Here is a 14,335-nt window from a genome sequence, read left to right as displayed (position 1 = left end):
ACCGGCCGCATACGCGCGGGGCGCACACTCCGGGAGTTCTTCCACTGACACCTGCGCGGGTCGTCCACTTTTCAGCGGATCCTTCGGCCACCGCGCCCTCGTGGGAGCGCACGGCAACGACCAGCGGTCTTTGGCTTCGGGAAGAGAGTACGGGAACGGGCCGCACGGGAGCAAATCCGGCGGCCCGCCCGTCCGGTCAGAGGGTTCAGGAGGCGCCGGCGGAGCCGCTCGCCACGTTCCCCGTGCCGGAGGTGCCGAGGGACTTCAGCAGGTCCTTGAAGTCCTTGGTGTCGCCGGCCGGGGGCGCCTCGGCGGAGACCTGCACGCCGTAGTCGCTGTAGTAGGCGGTGTTGGTCAGCGCGCCCTTGGCCGTGTGCGCCTTCTCGGTCTTCTTCACCAGCAGGTTCTGGTCGTTGATCCAGATGTCGATGGTCTCGGTGGTGATCCCCGCCGTGTTGAGCTGGGCCTTCAGGCCCGCCATCTGGTCCGCGGTGAGGTTGCTGCTCCTGCCCGCGAGGTCGGCGACGTTCACCGTGCCCGAGTAGTGCGTGGCGTGGGTGCCGGAGACCGACTCCTCGCCCACCTTCTTCACATCGCCGGAGGCCAGCAGCATCTGCACGGAGGAGTTCGGCGTGGAGGTCCGGATCTGGTCCTTCATGTACGCCCCGGAGGCGCCGCCGAACTTGGCGAGGTCGTCGTACGAGTACCTGAGCCAGTGCTTGCCGCCCATGCGCTGGGCTGACGCGTCGCCCATGTTCACGTAGTAGGCGTCCGGCAGATAGCGGGCCTGCATCGACGGGGCCGCGCCGCTCTTGCGCATGACCTCGGCCAGCTGTCCGCCGGTGTAGGTGATGGTCAGGTCGCCGCGGAGGCCGTCGCCCCAGCGCAGGGACCCGGTCGACGACGCCGACATCACGTCGCCGATGGACATCGTGGAGCGCACCTTGGCCGAGCTCGCCTTGTCGGTGGACTGCTCGGCGGCGCGCAGCACGGCGGCGATGGGGCTGACGTGGATCGTGCCGCCGCCGGACGCCTTGTCGCTCTTGCCCGAGCCGGTGGAGGAGCCGCAGGCCGCCACGGACGTCAGTGCGGCGGCCGCCGCTACGGAAAGGGCCGTACGGCGGACGGTCGTGCTCTTCATCTGGTCCCACCCCTATGAGTCGTGTGCCCTGCACGGTAGCCAAGGGCACTGACAGCCGTGCGACAGGCTGCACAGAGAAAGGACGGGCCCCGCACCTGGAAGGTTGCGGGGCCCGCCCTCTGCTTCACGCGTCCCTGACGCGGCTACCGGGGTGAGCGCAAGGCTCAGACGGCGGCCGGGTCCTCCTCGACGAGGAGGTTGCGGGTGCGGTTCGGGTCGAGCTGGATGCCGGGGCCCATGGTGGTGCTGACCGCGGCCTTCTTGATGTAGCGACCCTTGGCGGCGGACGGCTTCAGACGGAGGATCTCCTCCAGCGCGGCGCCGTAGTTCTCCACCAGCTTGGCGTCGTCGAAGGACGCCTTGCCGATGATGAAGTGCAGGTTCGAGTGCTTGTCGACGCGGAACTCGATCTTGCCGCCCTTGATCTCGGTCACGGCCTTGGCGGTGTCCGGGGTCACGGTGCCGGTCTTCGGGTTCGGCATCAGACCACGCGGGCCGAGGACGCGGCCGAGGCGGCCGACCTTGCCCATGAGGTCCGGGGTGGCGACGACGGCGTCGAAGTCCAGACGGCCCTTCGCCACCTCGTCGATCAGCTCGTCGGCACCGACGATGTCGGCGCCCGCGGCACGCGCGGCCTCGGCACGGTCACCGGTCGCGAAGACCAGGACCCGGGCGGTCTTACCGGTGCCGTGCGGAAGGTTCACGGTGCCACGGACCATCTGGTCGGCCTTGCGCGGGTCGACACCCAGACGGAAGGCGACCTCGACGGTGGCGTCGAACTTGGTCGTGGAGGTCTCCTTGGCGAGACGGACGGCCTCGAGCGGGGCGTACAGCTTCTCCCGGTCGACCTTGGCGTCCGCAGCGCGGAGAGCCTTGCTGCGCTTGCTCACAACTTGCTCCTGTGTGTTCTGAAAGGAGTCGTGGTCCCTGGGCCGAGCAGGCCCTGCCACGTGCGACCGGCTACGGCCGCATGACTGCTGGGGGGTGAGGTCAGCCCTCGACCGTGATGCCCATGGAACGGGCGGTGCCGGCGATGATCTTCGACGCGGCGTCCAGGTCGTTGGCGTTGAGGTCGGGCATCTTGGTCGTGGCGATCTCGCGGACCTGCGCCTCGGTGATCTTGGCGACCTTGGTCTTGTGCGGCTCGCCGGAGCCCTTCTCGACACCAGCGGCCTTGAGGATCATCTTCGCGGCCGGCGGCGTCTTGGTGACGAAGGTGAAGGAGCGGTCCTCGTAGACCGTGATCTCCACCGGGATCACCCAGCCACGCTGCGACTCGGTCGCGGCGTTGTACGCCTTGCAGAACTCCATGATGTTGACGCCGTGCTGACCGAGCGCGGGGCCGACCGGCGGGGCCGGGTTCGCCGCACCGGCGTTGATCTGGAGCTTGATGAGCCCCGTGACCTTCTTCTTCTTGGGAGGCATTACTCTCCGGGTCCTTTCGATTCGGGTCCATGCCCGCGCGCGGACCGAGTCCTGACGCAGGCATACCGCACAACGATAACGGGTATAGATGCGCGGCTTAAAACCGAGCAGGTCAGACGGGCTGAGACAGCCTGCCTGACCTGTTCGGAAGCGGTGGCTCCAGAGGGAACTAGTTCTTCTGGATCTGGTCGAAGGACAGCTCGACCGGCGTCTCGCGACCGAAGATCTCCACCAGACCCTTGACCTTCTTGGAGTCGGGGTTGATCTCGTTGATGGTCGCCTGGAGCGTGGCGAACGGGCCGTCGGTGACGGTGACCGAGTCGCCGACCTCGAAGTCCAGCACCTGGACCTCGACCTTGCGCTGCGGGGCGGGCTTGCCCTCGGCCTCGGCGGCCTCGCGGGCGGCCTTCTCCTCGGCCTCCGGGGCGAGCATCTTGACGATCTCGTCCAGGGTCAGCGGGTACGGGTCGTAGGCGTTGCCGACGAAGCCGGTGACGCCCGGGGTGTTGCGGACGACGCCCCAGGACTCGTTGGTCAGGTCCATGCGGACCAGGACGTAACCCGGCAGCTTGTTCTGCTTGATCGTCTTGCGGTCGCCGTTCTTGATCTGGACGACCTCTTCCTGCGGCACCTCGGCCTGGAAGATGTAGTCCTCGACGTTCAGCGAGACGGCGCGCTGCTCCAGGTTGGTCTTCACGCGGTTCTCGTAACCGGCGTAGGTGTGGATGACGTACCACTCACCGGGCAGGGTGCGCAGCTCCTCGCGCAGGGCCTCGACGGGGTCGACCGGCGCGGCCGGCTCCTCCTCGGCGGCCTCCGCGACAGCCTCTTCGGCGTCCTCCGCCGCTTCGGCGTCCTCGCCGTCCTCGTCCTCGACGTGCAGCGCGGCCTCCTCGGCCGGCTCGCCCGCCTCGTCGTCGGCAGCCTCGACCTCGTCCAGGTCCTCGTCCGCACCTTCGACGATGTCGAGCTCGTCTTCCACGGACTCGGCTTCCTGCCCGTGCGACTCGATGGCGTCGTTCAGGTTCTGGTCAGACACGGTGGCTGCTTCTTCCTGGATACATAGGGGTGGAACATGCGAAAACGGGCGCCGGTACCACGGCGCCCTTCGCTCTTGGCTCAGCCGAAGACGTACTTGGCCGCGTGGTTGAGCCCATAGTCAATCACGGTCACCAGGGCGATCATGATGGCGACGAAGAAGATCACCACAGTGGTGTACGACGTCAGCTGGTTGCGAGTCGGCCAGACGACCTTGCGGAGTTCCGCGACGATCTGGCGGTAGAAGGTGGCGAGGCGCTTCAGCGGGCCCTTCTTGGCGCGCTTGCCGCCCTTGCGGGCCTTCTTCTTGGACTCGGACACCTCGTCCTGGGCGTCAGGCATGTCGATGGAGCCCACGGCGTCCGTCATGCGTCCTCACCTGGTCCCGGGTCATGGCCGTGCCGCACCCGGTTTCTGGAGCCGCACGGCGGTGCATTACTGAACGTACATGCGCACACATCCTGGCGGTGTGTGTAGCAGGGCCGGAGGGACTTGAACCCCCAACCGCCGGTTTTGGAGACCGGTGCTCTACCAATTGAGCTACGACCCTTTGTGTGTCCCCCAACGTACCGCATCCGACCGGGTGCTCGGTGTGCACCGGTGCCGACGGCGGCTGCTGAAGGCCAACGAGGAGAGAGTGTACGTGGTCAACGGCCCGGCGTCGAACAGAAAGTGCCCGTCCGGGGCGGTGCGGCCGAAGATCGTCCTGGCCGGAGAGCGGACAGGCCCCGGATTCGGATCCGTGTTCACCTGCCGCCCCCCTGGCTGTTCAGTCTGTGAAACCCGTGTGCCGGGGACATTTCCGGTCTGGAACGATGGGCCGCATGAGCGCTGCAACCCCTCCCACCGAGCGCCGGGTCTCCGCCCGAGTCGGCGCGATCTCCGAGTCCGCCACCCTCGCCGTGGACGCCAAGGCCAAGGCCCTGAAGGCCGCCGGGCGTCCGGTGATCGGCTTCGGCGCCGGCGAGCCCGACTTCCCGACCCCGGACTACATCGTCGAGGCGGCCGTCGAGGCCTGCAAGAACCCCAAGTACCACCGCTACACGCCGGCCGGCGGCCTGCCCGAGCTGAAGGCCGCCATCGCCGCGAAGACGCTGCGCGACTCCGGCTACGAGCCCGAGGTCTCCGAGATCCTGGTGACCAACGGCGGCAAGCAGGCCATCTACGAGGCGTTCGCGGCGATCCTCGACCCGGGCGACGAGGTCATCGTCCCGGCCCCGTACTGGACGACGTACCCCGAGTCGATCCGCCTCGCGGGCGGTGTCCCGGTCGAGGTCGTGGCCGACGAGACCACCGGCTACCGCGTCGGCGTGGAGCAGCTGGAGGCGGCGCGCACGGAGAAGACCAAGGTCGTCCTCTTCGTCTCGCCGTCCAACCCGACCGGCGCGGTCTACAGCCGCGAGCAGGCCGAGGCGATCGGCCGCTGGGCCCACGAGCACGGCCTGTGGGTGCTCACCGACGAGATCTACGAGCACCTCGTCTACGGCGACGCGGAGTTCACCTCCCTGCCGGCGCTCCTGCCCGAGCTGCGCGACAAGTGCATCGTGGTCAACGGCGTCGCGAAGACGTACGCCATGACCGGCTGGCGCGTGGGCTGGGTCATCGGCCCGAAGGACGTCGTCAAGGCCGCGACGAACCTCCAGTCGCACGCCACCTCGAACGTCTCCAACGTGGCCCAGGTCGCCGCGCTGGCCGCCGTCTCCGGTGACCTCACGGCCGTCGCGAAGATGCGCGAGGCCTTCGACCGGCGCCGCAGGACGATCGTGCGGATGCTCAACGAGATCGACGGCGTGCTCTGCCCCGAGCCCGAGGGCGCCTTCTACGCGTACCCGTCGGTCAAGGCCCTCCTCGGCAAGGAGATCCGCGGCAAGCGCCCGCAGAACACGGTCGAGCTGGCCGCGCTGATCCTGGAGGAGGCCGAGGTCGCGGTCGTCCCGGGCGAGGCCTTCGGCACGCCGGGCTACCTGCGGCTGTCGTACGCACTCGGTGACGAGGACCTCGTCGAGGGCGTGAGCCGGCTGCAGAAGCTGCTGGCGGAGGCCCGGGACTAGTTCCTGGTCACTACGCGCGCGTGCGGGCCGTTTCCCTGCGGGGAGACGGCCCGCTTCTGTGTGCGAGCAAGACCACGTTCAGGGAAACGACTTCCGGGAGTTCGGGGACGTACGGCAGGATCCTGGAATGGAGCGTGTACGTGATCTCTCTGAGCTGCCGAAAGCCCATCTGCACCTGCACTTCACCGGCTCGATGCGACCGGCCACCGTGCTGGAACTGGCCGACAAGCACGGCGTCCGTCTGCCCGACGCCCTGACGGGCGCGCTGACCAGCGGCGAGCCGCCGAGACTGCGGGCCACGGACGAGCGCGGCTGGTTCCGTTTCCAGCGGCTGTACGACGCGGCGCGCTCCTGCCTGCGCGAGCCGGAGGACATCCAGCGCCTCGTCCGCGAGGCCGCCGAGGAGGACCTGAAGGACGGCTCGGGCTGGCTGGAGATCCAGGTGGACCCGACGTCGTACGCGCCCCGGATGGGCGGCCTGATCCCGACGCTGGAGATCATCCTGGACGCGGTGGACACCACCGCCCGGGAGACCGGACTCGGCATGCGCGTCCTGGTCGCCGCCAACCGCATGAAGCATCCGCTGGACGCGCGCACCCTGGCCCGGCTGGCGGTGCGGTACGCGGACCGGGGCGTGGTCGGCTTCGGGCTCTCCAACGACGAGCGGCGCGGCATGGCGCGCGACTTCGACCGGGCCTTCCACATCGCGCGCGAGGGCGGCCTGCTGTCGGCCCCGCACGGCGGCGAGCTGACCGGCCCGGCCTCGGTGCGCGACTGCCTGGACGACCTGCACGCCCACCGGATCGGGCACGGCGTCCGTGCGGCGGAGGACCCGCGGCTGCTGAAGCGGCTGGCGGACCGGCAGGTGACCTGCGAGGTGTGCCCGGCGTCCAACGTGGCGCTCGGCGTGTACGAGAAGCCCGAGGACGTGCCGCTGCGCACGTTCTTCGAGGCGGGCGTCCCGATGGCGCTCGGCGCCGACGACCCGCTGCTGTTCGGCTCGCGGCTGGCCGCCCAGTACGAGATCGCCCGGCACGTCCACGGCTTCTCGGACGCCGAACTCGCCGAGCTGGCGCGTCAGTCGGTGCGCGGTTCGGCCGCCCCGAAGGACGTCAAGGCGCGGCTGCTGGCCGGCGTGGACGACTGGCTGGTGCGCCCGGCCGCCTGAAGCGGGCGTAGGGCGGATGGGGCTTGAAGCAGACGAGCACGTCGACGCAGTGTCCGCCGCCGGGCGGCTGGACCGGCGCCGGGGCGGCACCCGTCTGGTGCGGCCCGTTGCCCGCCGCGTGGGCGAACCAGACGGCCGTCCCGGCGAACACGTCCCTGCCGAAGTGGAAGAACGTACGCGCGTGCGTGGCGTGCCGCAGTTCGTCCCGGAAGCCGGCGCGGTCCGGACGCGCGCGCCAGGCGGCGGTGTCCCGCGCGGTGCGGGGCTCGTCGGTGCGGACGGCCGGCGGGGTGCCTCCGCGCAGCTTGCCGCGCGGTTCGGGCCACCGGCTGGGGCGCAGGCCGAGCGTGTGGTGGACCAGGACGAGGTCGACCAGTTCCCGGGCGCCCTCGTCGGGCGGGACGCCGTCGCGCAGCGGCACGTGGACGACGGTGTGCCGGGAGGTGGCGGAGGCGCCCGATGGGCTCGGGGGCGCGCAGCGAGGTGTGGCGCAGGGGGCGGAGGGCCCCGGCGTGCGGCTCACGCGGAGAGCGGCGCGACGGAGATTCCGCCCAGCAGGGTCTTCGCGAGCCGCGCGGCGAAGGCGTCGACCGGCGGCCGCTTCCCGGTGTCGGTGGCGTCGTAGGCGAAGGCGCGCTGCGCGCAGGCGCCCAGCAGCAGGGAGGCGGCCGCGAAGGTGTCGGCGTCGGCGCGGACGCGGCCCGCGGCCTGCTCGGCGCGCAGGTAGGCGTCCAGGTCCCGGATCGGCCGGTGCGGGCCCGAGCCGAGCTCGCGCAGCGCCTCGAAATGGCGCTCCTTGAGCTGCGGTTCGGCGTACAGGGAGGCGGCGATCGGGAAGCTCTGCTCGTAGAAGAGGGCGGCCTGGCGCGCGATCTCGGTGAGGTTGGCCTCCAGGGTGCCCTGTCCCGGTGCGGCGGCGAGGCCGCCGAGCAGCGGCGTGAGACGGGGCAGCCGCTCCTTGAGCACCTGGACGAACAGCTCTTCCTTGCTGTCGAAGTACTTGTAGAGAGCCGCTTCCGAGCAGCCGGCCGCGCGCGCGATCTCCTTGGTGGTGGCGCGGGCGAGCCCGACGGTGAGCATCAGCTCGTGTGCGGCGTCGAGGATGCGCACGCGCGCGGGCTTCGGCTCTGACTCCATGAGACGTCCAATCGGGCTTGACGGGTGGGTGAGTGTTTACCCACTCTAGAGGGAGCAGGGGTGAGTGAACACTCACCCACCCATCCCGAGTACGGGGGCAGCACTCATGGACCTCACCGTTTTCGGCGCCACCGGAGGCATCGGCCGGGAGATCGTCCGCCAGGCGCTCGACGCCGGCCACCGGGTCACCGCCGTCGTCCGCGATCCGTCCCGGTTCGACGTCACAGCCGTCAGGAGTGGCGCGCTGGACGTGTTCCAGGCCGACCTGAGCGACCCGGAGGACGTGCGTGCCGCCGTCGCGGGCCGGGACGCCGTCCTGTCCGGCCTGGGCGCGCGCAGCCGCAAGGACGCCGGGGTGGCCACCCGGCTGACCCGCACGGTGCTGCGCGCCATGGAGGCCGAGGGCGTACGGCGGCTGCTGGTGGTCAGCGCCGGTCCGGTCGGCCCCGCGCCCGAGGGCGACGGCGCCCTGGACCGGACCGTGCGCGGGGTGGTGAAGGCCGTCCTCAAGGACGTCTACGCCGACCTCACCGAGATGGAGGCCGAGCTGGCCCGCAGCGGCACGGACTGGACCTCCGTGCGGCCCCCGCGCCTCCAGGACAAGCCGCTCACCGGCCGCTACCGCACGGTCGTCCACGGCTTCCCGCGGGCCGGCCGCTTCATCGCGCGCGCGGACGTCGCGCACGCGATGCTGTCGATGATCGACGACGAGCGGACGGTGAAGCAGGGAGTCGGCGTGGCCTACTGAACCGCCGTGCTAGAGGCTGACGCCCACGGTCACCGGTTCGTTGACGAGGGTGATCCCGAAGGCCTCGCGGACACCGGCGACGACCTCGCGGGCCAGCGCCAGCAGGTCCTCGGTGGTGGCCGCGCCCCGGTTGGTGAGGGCCAGGGTGTGCTTGGTGGAGATGCGGGCGGGCCCGGTGCCGTAGCCCTTGGTGAAGCCCGCCTTGTCGATCAGCCAGGCCGCGGAGGTCTTCGTGCGGCCCTCACCCGCCGGATAGGCGGGCGGCTCGACGCCCTCCCCCAGCCGCTCGCACGCGCACGCGTGGAACGCGGCGAACTGCTCGTCGGTGAGGATCGGGTTGGTGAAGAAGGACCCGGCCGACCAGGTGTCGTGGTCCTCGGGGTCGAGCACCATGCCCTTGCCGGCGCGCAGCTTCAGCACGGTCTCGCGGGCGTCGGCCAGCGGCACCCGGTCACCGGGCGCCACGCCGAGCGCCCGCGCCGCCTCCGCGTACTTGACCGGCGCCGACAGCCCGCCCGCGTCCTCCAGCCCGAAGCGGACGCGCAGGACGACGTAACGCGCGGGGTCGGCCTTGAAACGGCTGTGGCGGTACGAGAAGCCGCACTCCTCGTTCGTCAGCGTGACCGTCTGGCCCGCGCGCCGGTCGTAGGCGATCACCTCGGTGATGGTGGAGGACACCTCCTGGCCGTAGGCGCCCACGTTCTGGATCGGCGTGGCGCCCGCGGAGCCCGGGATGCCGGCCAGGCACTCGATCCCGGCGAGCCCGGCCTCGACCGTGCGGGCCACGGCGTCCGTCCACACCTCGCCGGCGGCCAGCTCCAGCGTCGTACCGCGCAGTTCGGCGCCGCGCGTGGCGATGCGCAGGGCGGTGCCGTCGAAGCCCTTGTCGCCGATGACCAGGTTCGAGCCGCCGCCGACGATCAGCAGCGGGGTCCCGCTGTCGTCCGCCTCGCGGACGGCGTCGATCACCTCGGCGTCGGTCTCGGCGGTCACCAGCCGCGTCGCGGGACCGCCCAGCCGGAACGTGGTCAGCGGGGCAAGGGGGGCGTCGTGGAGTACCTGCACGGCCCCAAGACTACGAGACGCCTCGGACAGCCCGTCACGCGCGCGGTCCCCCGGCCCGCCTCACCGGACTCCGCCCCCGTCCGGCACACGGTGGCCCCGCGGATCCGGCCACGGCGCGCGCAGGCAACGCGTGCGTGGCCCTCGTCCGGCTGCGCCACGCCCGGCCGTCGGCCACGCTCGGCGACCGGCACGCACACACACGCACACGCGCGTGCCCGCGGCGGAGCGGTCGCCGGGGTCCGGGGAAGAACGGGCACCACGAGCCGGGCTCCTGTCGGTGAGTTCCCTGATCAGCGGGCGGTGGTCTCCAACGCGGCGGCTTCGCCGGAGGCGGGCCCCTGGGTGCGGTCGAGCGCCCGCTCGTCCTCCGGGCCGGCCGGGACGGCACCGCGGCGCGCCGGGATCACCAGGGCCGCCAGCGCGGCGACGGCGACCACCGCCGAGCCGGTGACCAGGGCGGGCCGCAGGCCGTCCACGAAGCTCTGCGCACTCCCGTAACCGCCCCGCGCGGAGAAGATCGACGACATCACGGCGATGCCGAGCGCGCCGCCCACCTCGCGCAGCGCGTTGTTCGCGCCGGAGGCGATGCCCTGCTCCTGCGGGCGGACGCCGGACATCACGAGGTTGGCGGCCGGAGCGAAGTACAGGGCCATGCCGACCCCGCTGACGATCAGGGCGGGCAGCTGGACGGAGTAGGAGGCGTCCGCGGTGGCCACGACGGCCATGTAGCCGAGCCCGACGGCCTGGAGGAAGAGGCCGGCGGCGACGACCGGGCGGCCGCCGATGCGGTCGGACAGGATTCCGGCGACCGGCGCGACGAGCATCGGCATACCGGTCCACGGCAGCATCCGCAGGCCCGCCTCGGTGGGCGAGCAGCCGAGCACGCCCTGCATGTACTGGCTGAGCAGGAAGATCGAGCCGAACATCCCGACGAACATCAGCAGGCTGGCCGCGTTGATCCCGGCGAAGGCGCGGGAGCGGAACAGCCGCATGGGGAGCATCGGGTGCTCCGCGCGAGAGCTGTAGATCACGAAGCCGGCCAGCAGGGCGGCGCCGGAGAACAGCGCGGTGAGCACCACGACGTCGCTCCAGCCGTCGGCCGGCCCGCGGACCAGGCCGTAGACGACCCCGAAGAGCCCGCCGCTGGCCAGCAGCGTGCCGGGGACGTCGAGCGGGGATCCGGTGCCGTAGGACTCGGCGAGCCGCAGCCGGGCGAGCGGCAGCACGGCGAGACCCAGCGGCACGTTCAGCCAGAAGATCCAGTGCCAGGAGACGTGTTCGGTGAGGCTGCCGCCGATGAGCGGCCCGGAGGCGACGGCGAGGCCGTTGACGGCGCCCCAGATGCCGTACATCGTCCCGCGCCGGGCGGCGGGCACGGCCGCGGTCAGCAGGGTCAGCGTGAGCGGCATCATCACGGCCGCGCCGACACCCTGGACCGCGCGGGCGGCGATCAACGAGCCGATGCCGGGCGCCATGGCCGCGGCGGCGGACGCGCCGGTGAACACGGTGAGTCCGGCGATGAAGAGCCGTCGGCGCCCGAAGCGGTCACCGAGTGCGGCGCCGAACATCAGCAGGACGGCGAAGGTGAGCGTGTAGGCGCTCACGGTCCATTCGAGGTCGTCCAGCGCCCCACCGAGATCCTTGCGGATGGAGGGCAGGGCGGTGGTGACGACGAGGTTGTCGAGGGCCGCCATGAATCCGGCGACACTGGTGATCACGAGGGCCCAGACGGCTCCCCCGCGGCCTGTGCTCGGTGCGTTCTGCTGTGACATCTCTCCCCCAGAGAGCGATTCGGTTAGTTATTGATGACTAACTTTCGTGGTCATGAAAAAGCGCCGGTCCTCCCGGTCCACGACGCCCCTACTCCTCCAGGCAGCCCTTGGACTCGCCCGACGCGTAGATCCCCTCCCACACCCGGTGCCCGCCCGGGAAGCCCATGGCCACCAGGCAGTTGATGAGCATCCCGTGCGCCATGAAGGCGGTCGTCCCGTCGGCGTCCGCGCCGAGCGCCGCGCGCACGGTGTCCCACAGGCGCATCCAGCCGGCCCGCACCCCCTCGCCGAACTCGCGGTCACCCTCCGCCTCGGCCGCCGCCACGGCGACGTACATCTGCATCTGCATCATCAGCCGCTCGGGCCGCTCCGCGATGACCCTGGTGTACGCGTTCGCCATGGCACTCTGGGCCTCCTGGCCCTCCAGCCCCTTCGCGGCCTCCTCGAAGGTGCGGATGGTGTCCTCCACACAGCGGTCGGCCGCCGCGAGGAAGATCGCCTTCTTGCCCGGGAAGAGCCGGAAGAGATACGGCTGCGAGACCCCGACCCGCCGGGCGATCGCCTCCGTGGTCGCGCCGTGGTAGCCACCGCGCGCGAACTCGGCGGTCGCCGCGCGAATGACGCTCTCGCGCCGCTCCTCCGCACTCATCCTGGGCATGGCGGCTAAGTTAGTACTCAATCACTAACTTGGCAATCGCGACCCGCTCGGAATGCACGGAGCGGAACGTACGTAAGGGGCGCCCTCCCGGAGGGCGCCCCTTACCTCAGCACTGCGCGCCGGCCGGCTCAGCGCGTCACGTATGCCGTCAGGCCAGTCGTACGACGGCCCGGGACATCCCCAGCACCTTCTGGCCGCCGCTGGTCGCCGTCAGGTCCACGCGGACGGTGTTGTCGTCCAGCTTGGCCGCGACCTTGCCGCTGACCTCGATCAGGGCGCCCTTGTCGTCGTTCGGCACGACGACCGGCTTGGTGAAGCGGACGCCGTACTCCACGACCGCGCCCGGGTCCCCGGTCCAGTCGGTGACCACGCGGACCGCCTCGGCCATCGTGAACATGCCGTGCGCGATGACGTCCGGCAGCCCGACCTCCTTGGCGAACTTCTCGTTCCAGTGGATCGGGTTGAAGTCCCCGGAGGCGCCCGCGTAACGCACGAGGGTGGCACGGGTCACGGGGAAGGTCTGCGCCGGAAGCTCGGTGCCGACCTCGACGTCGTCGTACGCGATCTTCGCCGTCATCAGGTCCTCACGCCTCCTCGGCCGCGCGGGCCACGAGCTTGGTCCAGGCGGTCACGACGTGCTCGCCCGCCTCGTCGTGCACCTCACCGCGGATGTCCAGGATGTCGTTGCCCGCGAGGGACTTGATCGCCTCGATGGTGGAGGTGACCGTGAGCCGGTCGCCGGCACGCACCGGGCGGCTGTAGGCGAACTTCTGGTCGCCGTGCACCACGCGGCTGTAGTCGAGGCCGAGCTGCGGGTCCTCGATCACCTGGCCCGCGGCCCGGAACGTGATCGAGAACACGAACGTGGGCGGGGCGATCACATCGGAATACCCGAACGCCTTCGCGGCCTCCGGATCCGTGAACGCCGGGTTGGCTTCTCCCACCGCCTCGGCGAACTCGCGGATCTTCTCCCGGCCCACCTCGTAGGGCGCGGTGGGCGGGTAGGTCCGTCCCACGAAGGACTGGTCGAGCGCCATGGCCCGGCACCTCCTGAAGTCTGCTGTGATGGCCCCAAAACTAGCCGTAACCGGCCAGGGAATACGCGGGGGACGACGTGGGCCCGGCCAGCTGGACGCGGCAAGCCGGATTCCGGATCTTCCGGTCGGCGATCCGGTGAAACGACGCGAGGCCGCCCCCTCGAAAGGGGACGGCCTCGCATACGAGCCTGATCAGCGCGTTTCGCGGTGCGCAGTGTGCGCGTTGCAACGCGGGCAGTGCTTCTTCATCTCCAGACGATCCGGGTTGTTACGCCGGTTCTTCTTGGTGATGTAGTTCCGCTCCTTGCACTCCACGCAGGCCAGCGTGATCTTCGGGCGGACGTCGGTGGCAGCCACGTGAGTGCTCCTAAGACGAACGGATGGACTGATTCAACGCAAGAAAGAGTAGCCGATCGAAGGACCGACCCCGCAATCGGCTACTGTCAGTAGCGGTGACCGGACTTGAACCGGTGACACAGCGATTATGAGCCGCTTGCTCTACCGACTGAGCTACACCGCTGTGATGCGATCGGACCCCGCCTTTCGACGGGAACCTCTCACACCAGAGCCCCAAAACGGAATCGAACCGTTGACCTTCTCCTTACCATGGAGACGCTCTGCCGACTGAGCTATTGGGGCGAGCGATGAAGACATTACACGGTCCGCCGCCGTTCACCCAAATCCGTATCCGGCAGCCCTTCCCAGCCCTCATCTCAGCCCGCGCAGCCGCCTCCTGAGCCGCAGAAGAGGCGCGGCCGCGGACCCGTGCGGGGCCTTTCCACCCCGCGCTTCTCGCGCCTCGGGAGGTGGCGACGGAGGGTGCTCGGGGTCGGAGTCACACGCACGCTTGCGCCCGCCTTCGCGGGCTCGGGTTCGTCGGCCCCGGCCCGCAGGCCCGGGTGTGCCGGCCCAGGTGCGCTGGTTCGAGGTCCCTGCGGCGGACGCTCGGCGGGGCACGCGCGCGGGCGCCACCCAGTTGACGGGTGCGGGTGGCGGTGACGAGGAGGGTCCGGCACACGCGCGTGGGCGTCATCAGCCCGCCGGCGTCTCCGGACGCCTCGCCGTCGGGATGCGGCACGCGCGCGTGGGTGTCGT

At 70.6% G+C, this 14,335-nt stretch carries 16 protein-coding genes and 3 tRNA genes; 3 read left to right on the top strand and 16 right to left on the bottom strand.

The window, feature by feature from the left end; genetic code table 11:
* Window positions 1–205: 205 nt before the first annotated feature.
* The 6 genes from AC4OXY_RS29225 to AC4OXY_RS29200 form a co-directional block, all read right to left on the bottom strand.
* Complete coding sequence (locus AC4OXY_RS29225; protein ID WP_362823181.1) at window positions 206–1,141, bottom strand: SCO4651 family lipoprotein; 936 nt, start codon at window positions 1,139–1,141, stop codon at window positions 206–208.
* 164 nt (window positions 1,142–1,305) lie between these two features.
* A complete protein-coding gene (gene rplA, locus AC4OXY_RS29220; protein ID WP_071385037.1) occupies window positions 1,306–2,031 on the bottom strand; it encodes a 50S ribosomal protein L1 in 726 nt (241 codons plus the stop codon).
* 100 nt (window positions 2,032–2,131) lie between these two features.
* Window positions 2,132–2,566: a 50S ribosomal protein L11 gene (rplK, locus tag AC4OXY_RS29215; protein WP_018543896.1), complete on the bottom strand. Its 435-nt coding sequence runs from the start codon at window positions 2,564–2,566 to the stop codon at window positions 2,132–2,134.
* A 169-nt stretch (window positions 2,567–2,735) separates the two neighbouring features.
* The gene (nusG, locus tag AC4OXY_RS29210; RefSeq protein WP_356027400.1) at window positions 2,736–3,605 is read right to left on the bottom strand and encodes a transcription termination/antitermination protein NusG; all 870 of its coding nucleotides are present in this window, start codon (window positions 3,603–3,605) and stop codon (window positions 2,736–2,738) included.
* A gap of 80 nt (window positions 3,606–3,685) precedes the next feature.
* Window positions 3,686–3,973, bottom strand: coding sequence for a preprotein translocase subunit SecE (secE, locus tag AC4OXY_RS29205; RefSeq protein WP_356027402.1), 288 nt, complete (start codon window positions 3,971–3,973; stop codon window positions 3,686–3,688).
* Between the two features lie 108 nt (window positions 3,974–4,081).
* A tRNA-Trp gene (locus AC4OXY_RS29200) sits at window positions 4,082–4,154 on the bottom strand.
* 274 nt (window positions 4,155–4,428) lie between these two features.
* Here AC4OXY_RS29200 and AC4OXY_RS29195 point away from each other — a divergent pair.
* Both AC4OXY_RS29195 and AC4OXY_RS29190 read left to right on the top strand, forming a co-directional pair.
* A complete protein-coding gene (locus tag AC4OXY_RS29195) occupies window positions 4,429–5,655 on the top strand; it encodes a pyridoxal phosphate-dependent aminotransferase (protein WP_356027405.1) in 1,227 nt (408 codons plus the stop codon).
* A gap of 127 nt (window positions 5,656–5,782) precedes the next feature.
* Window positions 5,783–6,823: an adenosine deaminase gene (locus AC4OXY_RS29190; protein ID WP_362823183.1), complete on the top strand. Its 1,041-nt coding sequence runs from the start codon at window positions 5,783–5,785 to the stop codon at window positions 6,821–6,823.
* Here AC4OXY_RS29190 and AC4OXY_RS29185 read toward each other — a convergent pair.
* Window positions 6,768–7,244 carry a hypothetical protein gene (locus tag AC4OXY_RS29185; protein ID WP_491991344.1) on the bottom strand — a complete coding sequence of 159 codons (477 nt, stop codon included), beginning with the start codon at window positions 7,242–7,244 and terminating at the stop codon, window positions 6,768–6,770. The genes AC4OXY_RS29190 and AC4OXY_RS29185 overlap by 56 nt on opposite strands.
* 98 nt (window positions 7,245–7,342) lie before the next feature.
* Window positions 7,343–7,960 (bottom strand): TetR/AcrR family transcriptional regulator, encoded by a 618-nt coding sequence (locus AC4OXY_RS29180; protein WP_356027409.1) that lies wholly within the window; start codon window positions 7,958–7,960, stop codon window positions 7,343–7,345.
* A gap of 106 nt (window positions 7,961–8,066) precedes the next feature.
* Between AC4OXY_RS29180 and AC4OXY_RS29175 the strand changes: the two genes are divergently transcribed.
* Window positions 8,067–8,708 (top strand): NAD(P)-dependent oxidoreductase, encoded by a 642-nt coding sequence (locus AC4OXY_RS29175; protein ID WP_491991343.1) that lies wholly within the window; start codon window positions 8,067–8,069, stop codon window positions 8,706–8,708.
* A gap of 9 nt (window positions 8,709–8,717) precedes the next feature.
* Here the strand turns inward: AC4OXY_RS29175 and AC4OXY_RS29170 are convergent, their stop codons facing one another.
* The 8 genes from AC4OXY_RS29170 to AC4OXY_RS29135 all read right to left on the bottom strand — a co-directional run bounded on the left by AC4OXY_RS29170 (window position 8,718) and on the right by AC4OXY_RS29135 (window position 13,879).
* Window positions 8,718–9,773 (bottom strand): UDP-N-acetylmuramate dehydrogenase, encoded by a 1,056-nt coding sequence (locus tag AC4OXY_RS29170; protein WP_491991342.1) that lies wholly within the window; start codon window positions 9,771–9,773, stop codon window positions 8,718–8,720.
* A 290-nt stretch (window positions 9,774–10,063) separates the two neighbouring features.
* Window positions 10,064–11,545, bottom strand: a complete 1,482-nt coding sequence (locus tag AC4OXY_RS29165; protein ID WP_491991341.1) for a DHA2 family efflux MFS transporter permease subunit — start codon at window positions 11,543–11,545, stop codon at window positions 10,064–10,066.
* 88 nt (window positions 11,546–11,633) lie between these two features.
* A complete protein-coding gene (locus tag AC4OXY_RS29160; protein WP_362823185.1) occupies window positions 11,634–12,203 on the bottom strand; it encodes a TetR/AcrR family transcriptional regulator in 570 nt (189 codons plus the stop codon).
* A 148-nt stretch (window positions 12,204–12,351) separates the two neighbouring features.
* On the bottom strand, window positions 12,352–12,780 hold the full coding sequence (locus AC4OXY_RS29155) for a MaoC family dehydratase (RefSeq protein WP_356027418.1): 429 nt from the start codon (window positions 12,778–12,780) through the stop codon (window positions 12,352–12,354).
* Window positions 12,781–12,787: 7 nt separating this feature from the next.
* Window positions 12,788–13,240 (bottom strand): MaoC family dehydratase N-terminal domain-containing protein, encoded by a 453-nt coding sequence (locus tag AC4OXY_RS29150; RefSeq protein WP_071373380.1) that lies wholly within the window; start codon window positions 13,238–13,240, stop codon window positions 12,788–12,790.
* 192 nt (window positions 13,241–13,432) lie between these two features.
* Window positions 13,433–13,597 (bottom strand): 50S ribosomal protein L33, encoded by a 165-nt coding sequence (rpmG, locus tag AC4OXY_RS29145; RefSeq protein WP_003948671.1) that lies wholly within the window; start codon window positions 13,595–13,597, stop codon window positions 13,433–13,435.
* Between the two features lie 90 nt (window positions 13,598–13,687).
* A tRNA-Met gene (locus AC4OXY_RS29140) sits at window positions 13,688–13,760 on the bottom strand.
* A gap of 46 nt (window positions 13,761–13,806) precedes the next feature.
* A tRNA-Thr gene (locus AC4OXY_RS29135) sits at window positions 13,807–13,879 on the bottom strand.
* Window positions 13,880–14,335 lie beyond the last annotated feature (456 nt).

It is taken from the genome of Streptomyces sp. HUAS MG56 (assembly GCF_058673395.1).
The sequence above is the reverse complement of the archived record's forward strand: the minus strand, read 5'-3'. Positions and strand labels throughout refer to the sequence as shown.

Excerpts from the sequence above, each read along its gene's own strand:
- AC4OXY_RS29225 (WP_362823181.1), bottom strand. The coding sequence starts at position 1,141 with ATGAAGAGCACGACCGTCCGCCGTACGGCCCTTTCCGTAGCGGCGGCC.
- rplK (WP_018543896.1), bottom strand. The coding sequence starts at position 2,566 with ATGCCTCCCAAGAAGAAGAAGGTCACGGGGCTCATCAAGCTCCAGATC.
- secE (WP_356027402.1), bottom strand. The coding sequence starts at position 3,973 with ATGACGGACGCCGTGGGCTCCATCGACATGCCTGACGCCCAGGACGAG.
- AC4OXY_RS29195 (WP_356027405.1), top strand. The coding sequence starts at position 4,429 with ATGAGCGCTGCAACCCCTCCCACCGAGCGCCGGGTCTCCGCCCGAGTC.
- AC4OXY_RS29190 (WP_362823183.1), top strand. The coding sequence starts at position 5,783 with ATGGAGCGTGTACGTGATCTCTCTGAGCTGCCGAAAGCCCATCTGCAC.
- AC4OXY_RS29180 (WP_356027409.1), bottom strand. The coding sequence starts at position 7,960 with ATGGAGTCAGAGCCGAAGCCCGCGCGCGTGCGCATCCTCGACGCCGCA.
- AC4OXY_RS29175 (WP_491991343.1), top strand. The coding sequence starts at position 8,067 with ATGGACCTCACCGTTTTCGGCGCCACCGGAGGCATCGGCCGGGAGATC.
- AC4OXY_RS29165 (WP_491991341.1), bottom strand. The coding sequence starts at position 11,545 with ATGTCACAGCAGAACGCACCGAGCACAGGCCGCGGGGGAGCCGTCTGG.
- AC4OXY_RS29160 (WP_362823185.1), bottom strand. The coding sequence starts at position 12,203 with ATGCCCAGGATGAGTGCGGAGGAGCGGCGCGAGAGCGTCATTCGCGCG.
- AC4OXY_RS29155 (WP_356027418.1), bottom strand. The coding sequence starts at position 12,780 with ATGACGGCGAAGATCGCGTACGACGACGTCGAGGTCGGCACCGAGCTT.
- AC4OXY_RS29150 (WP_071373380.1), bottom strand. The coding sequence starts at position 13,240 with ATGGCGCTCGACCAGTCCTTCGTGGGACGGACCTACCCGCCCACCGCG.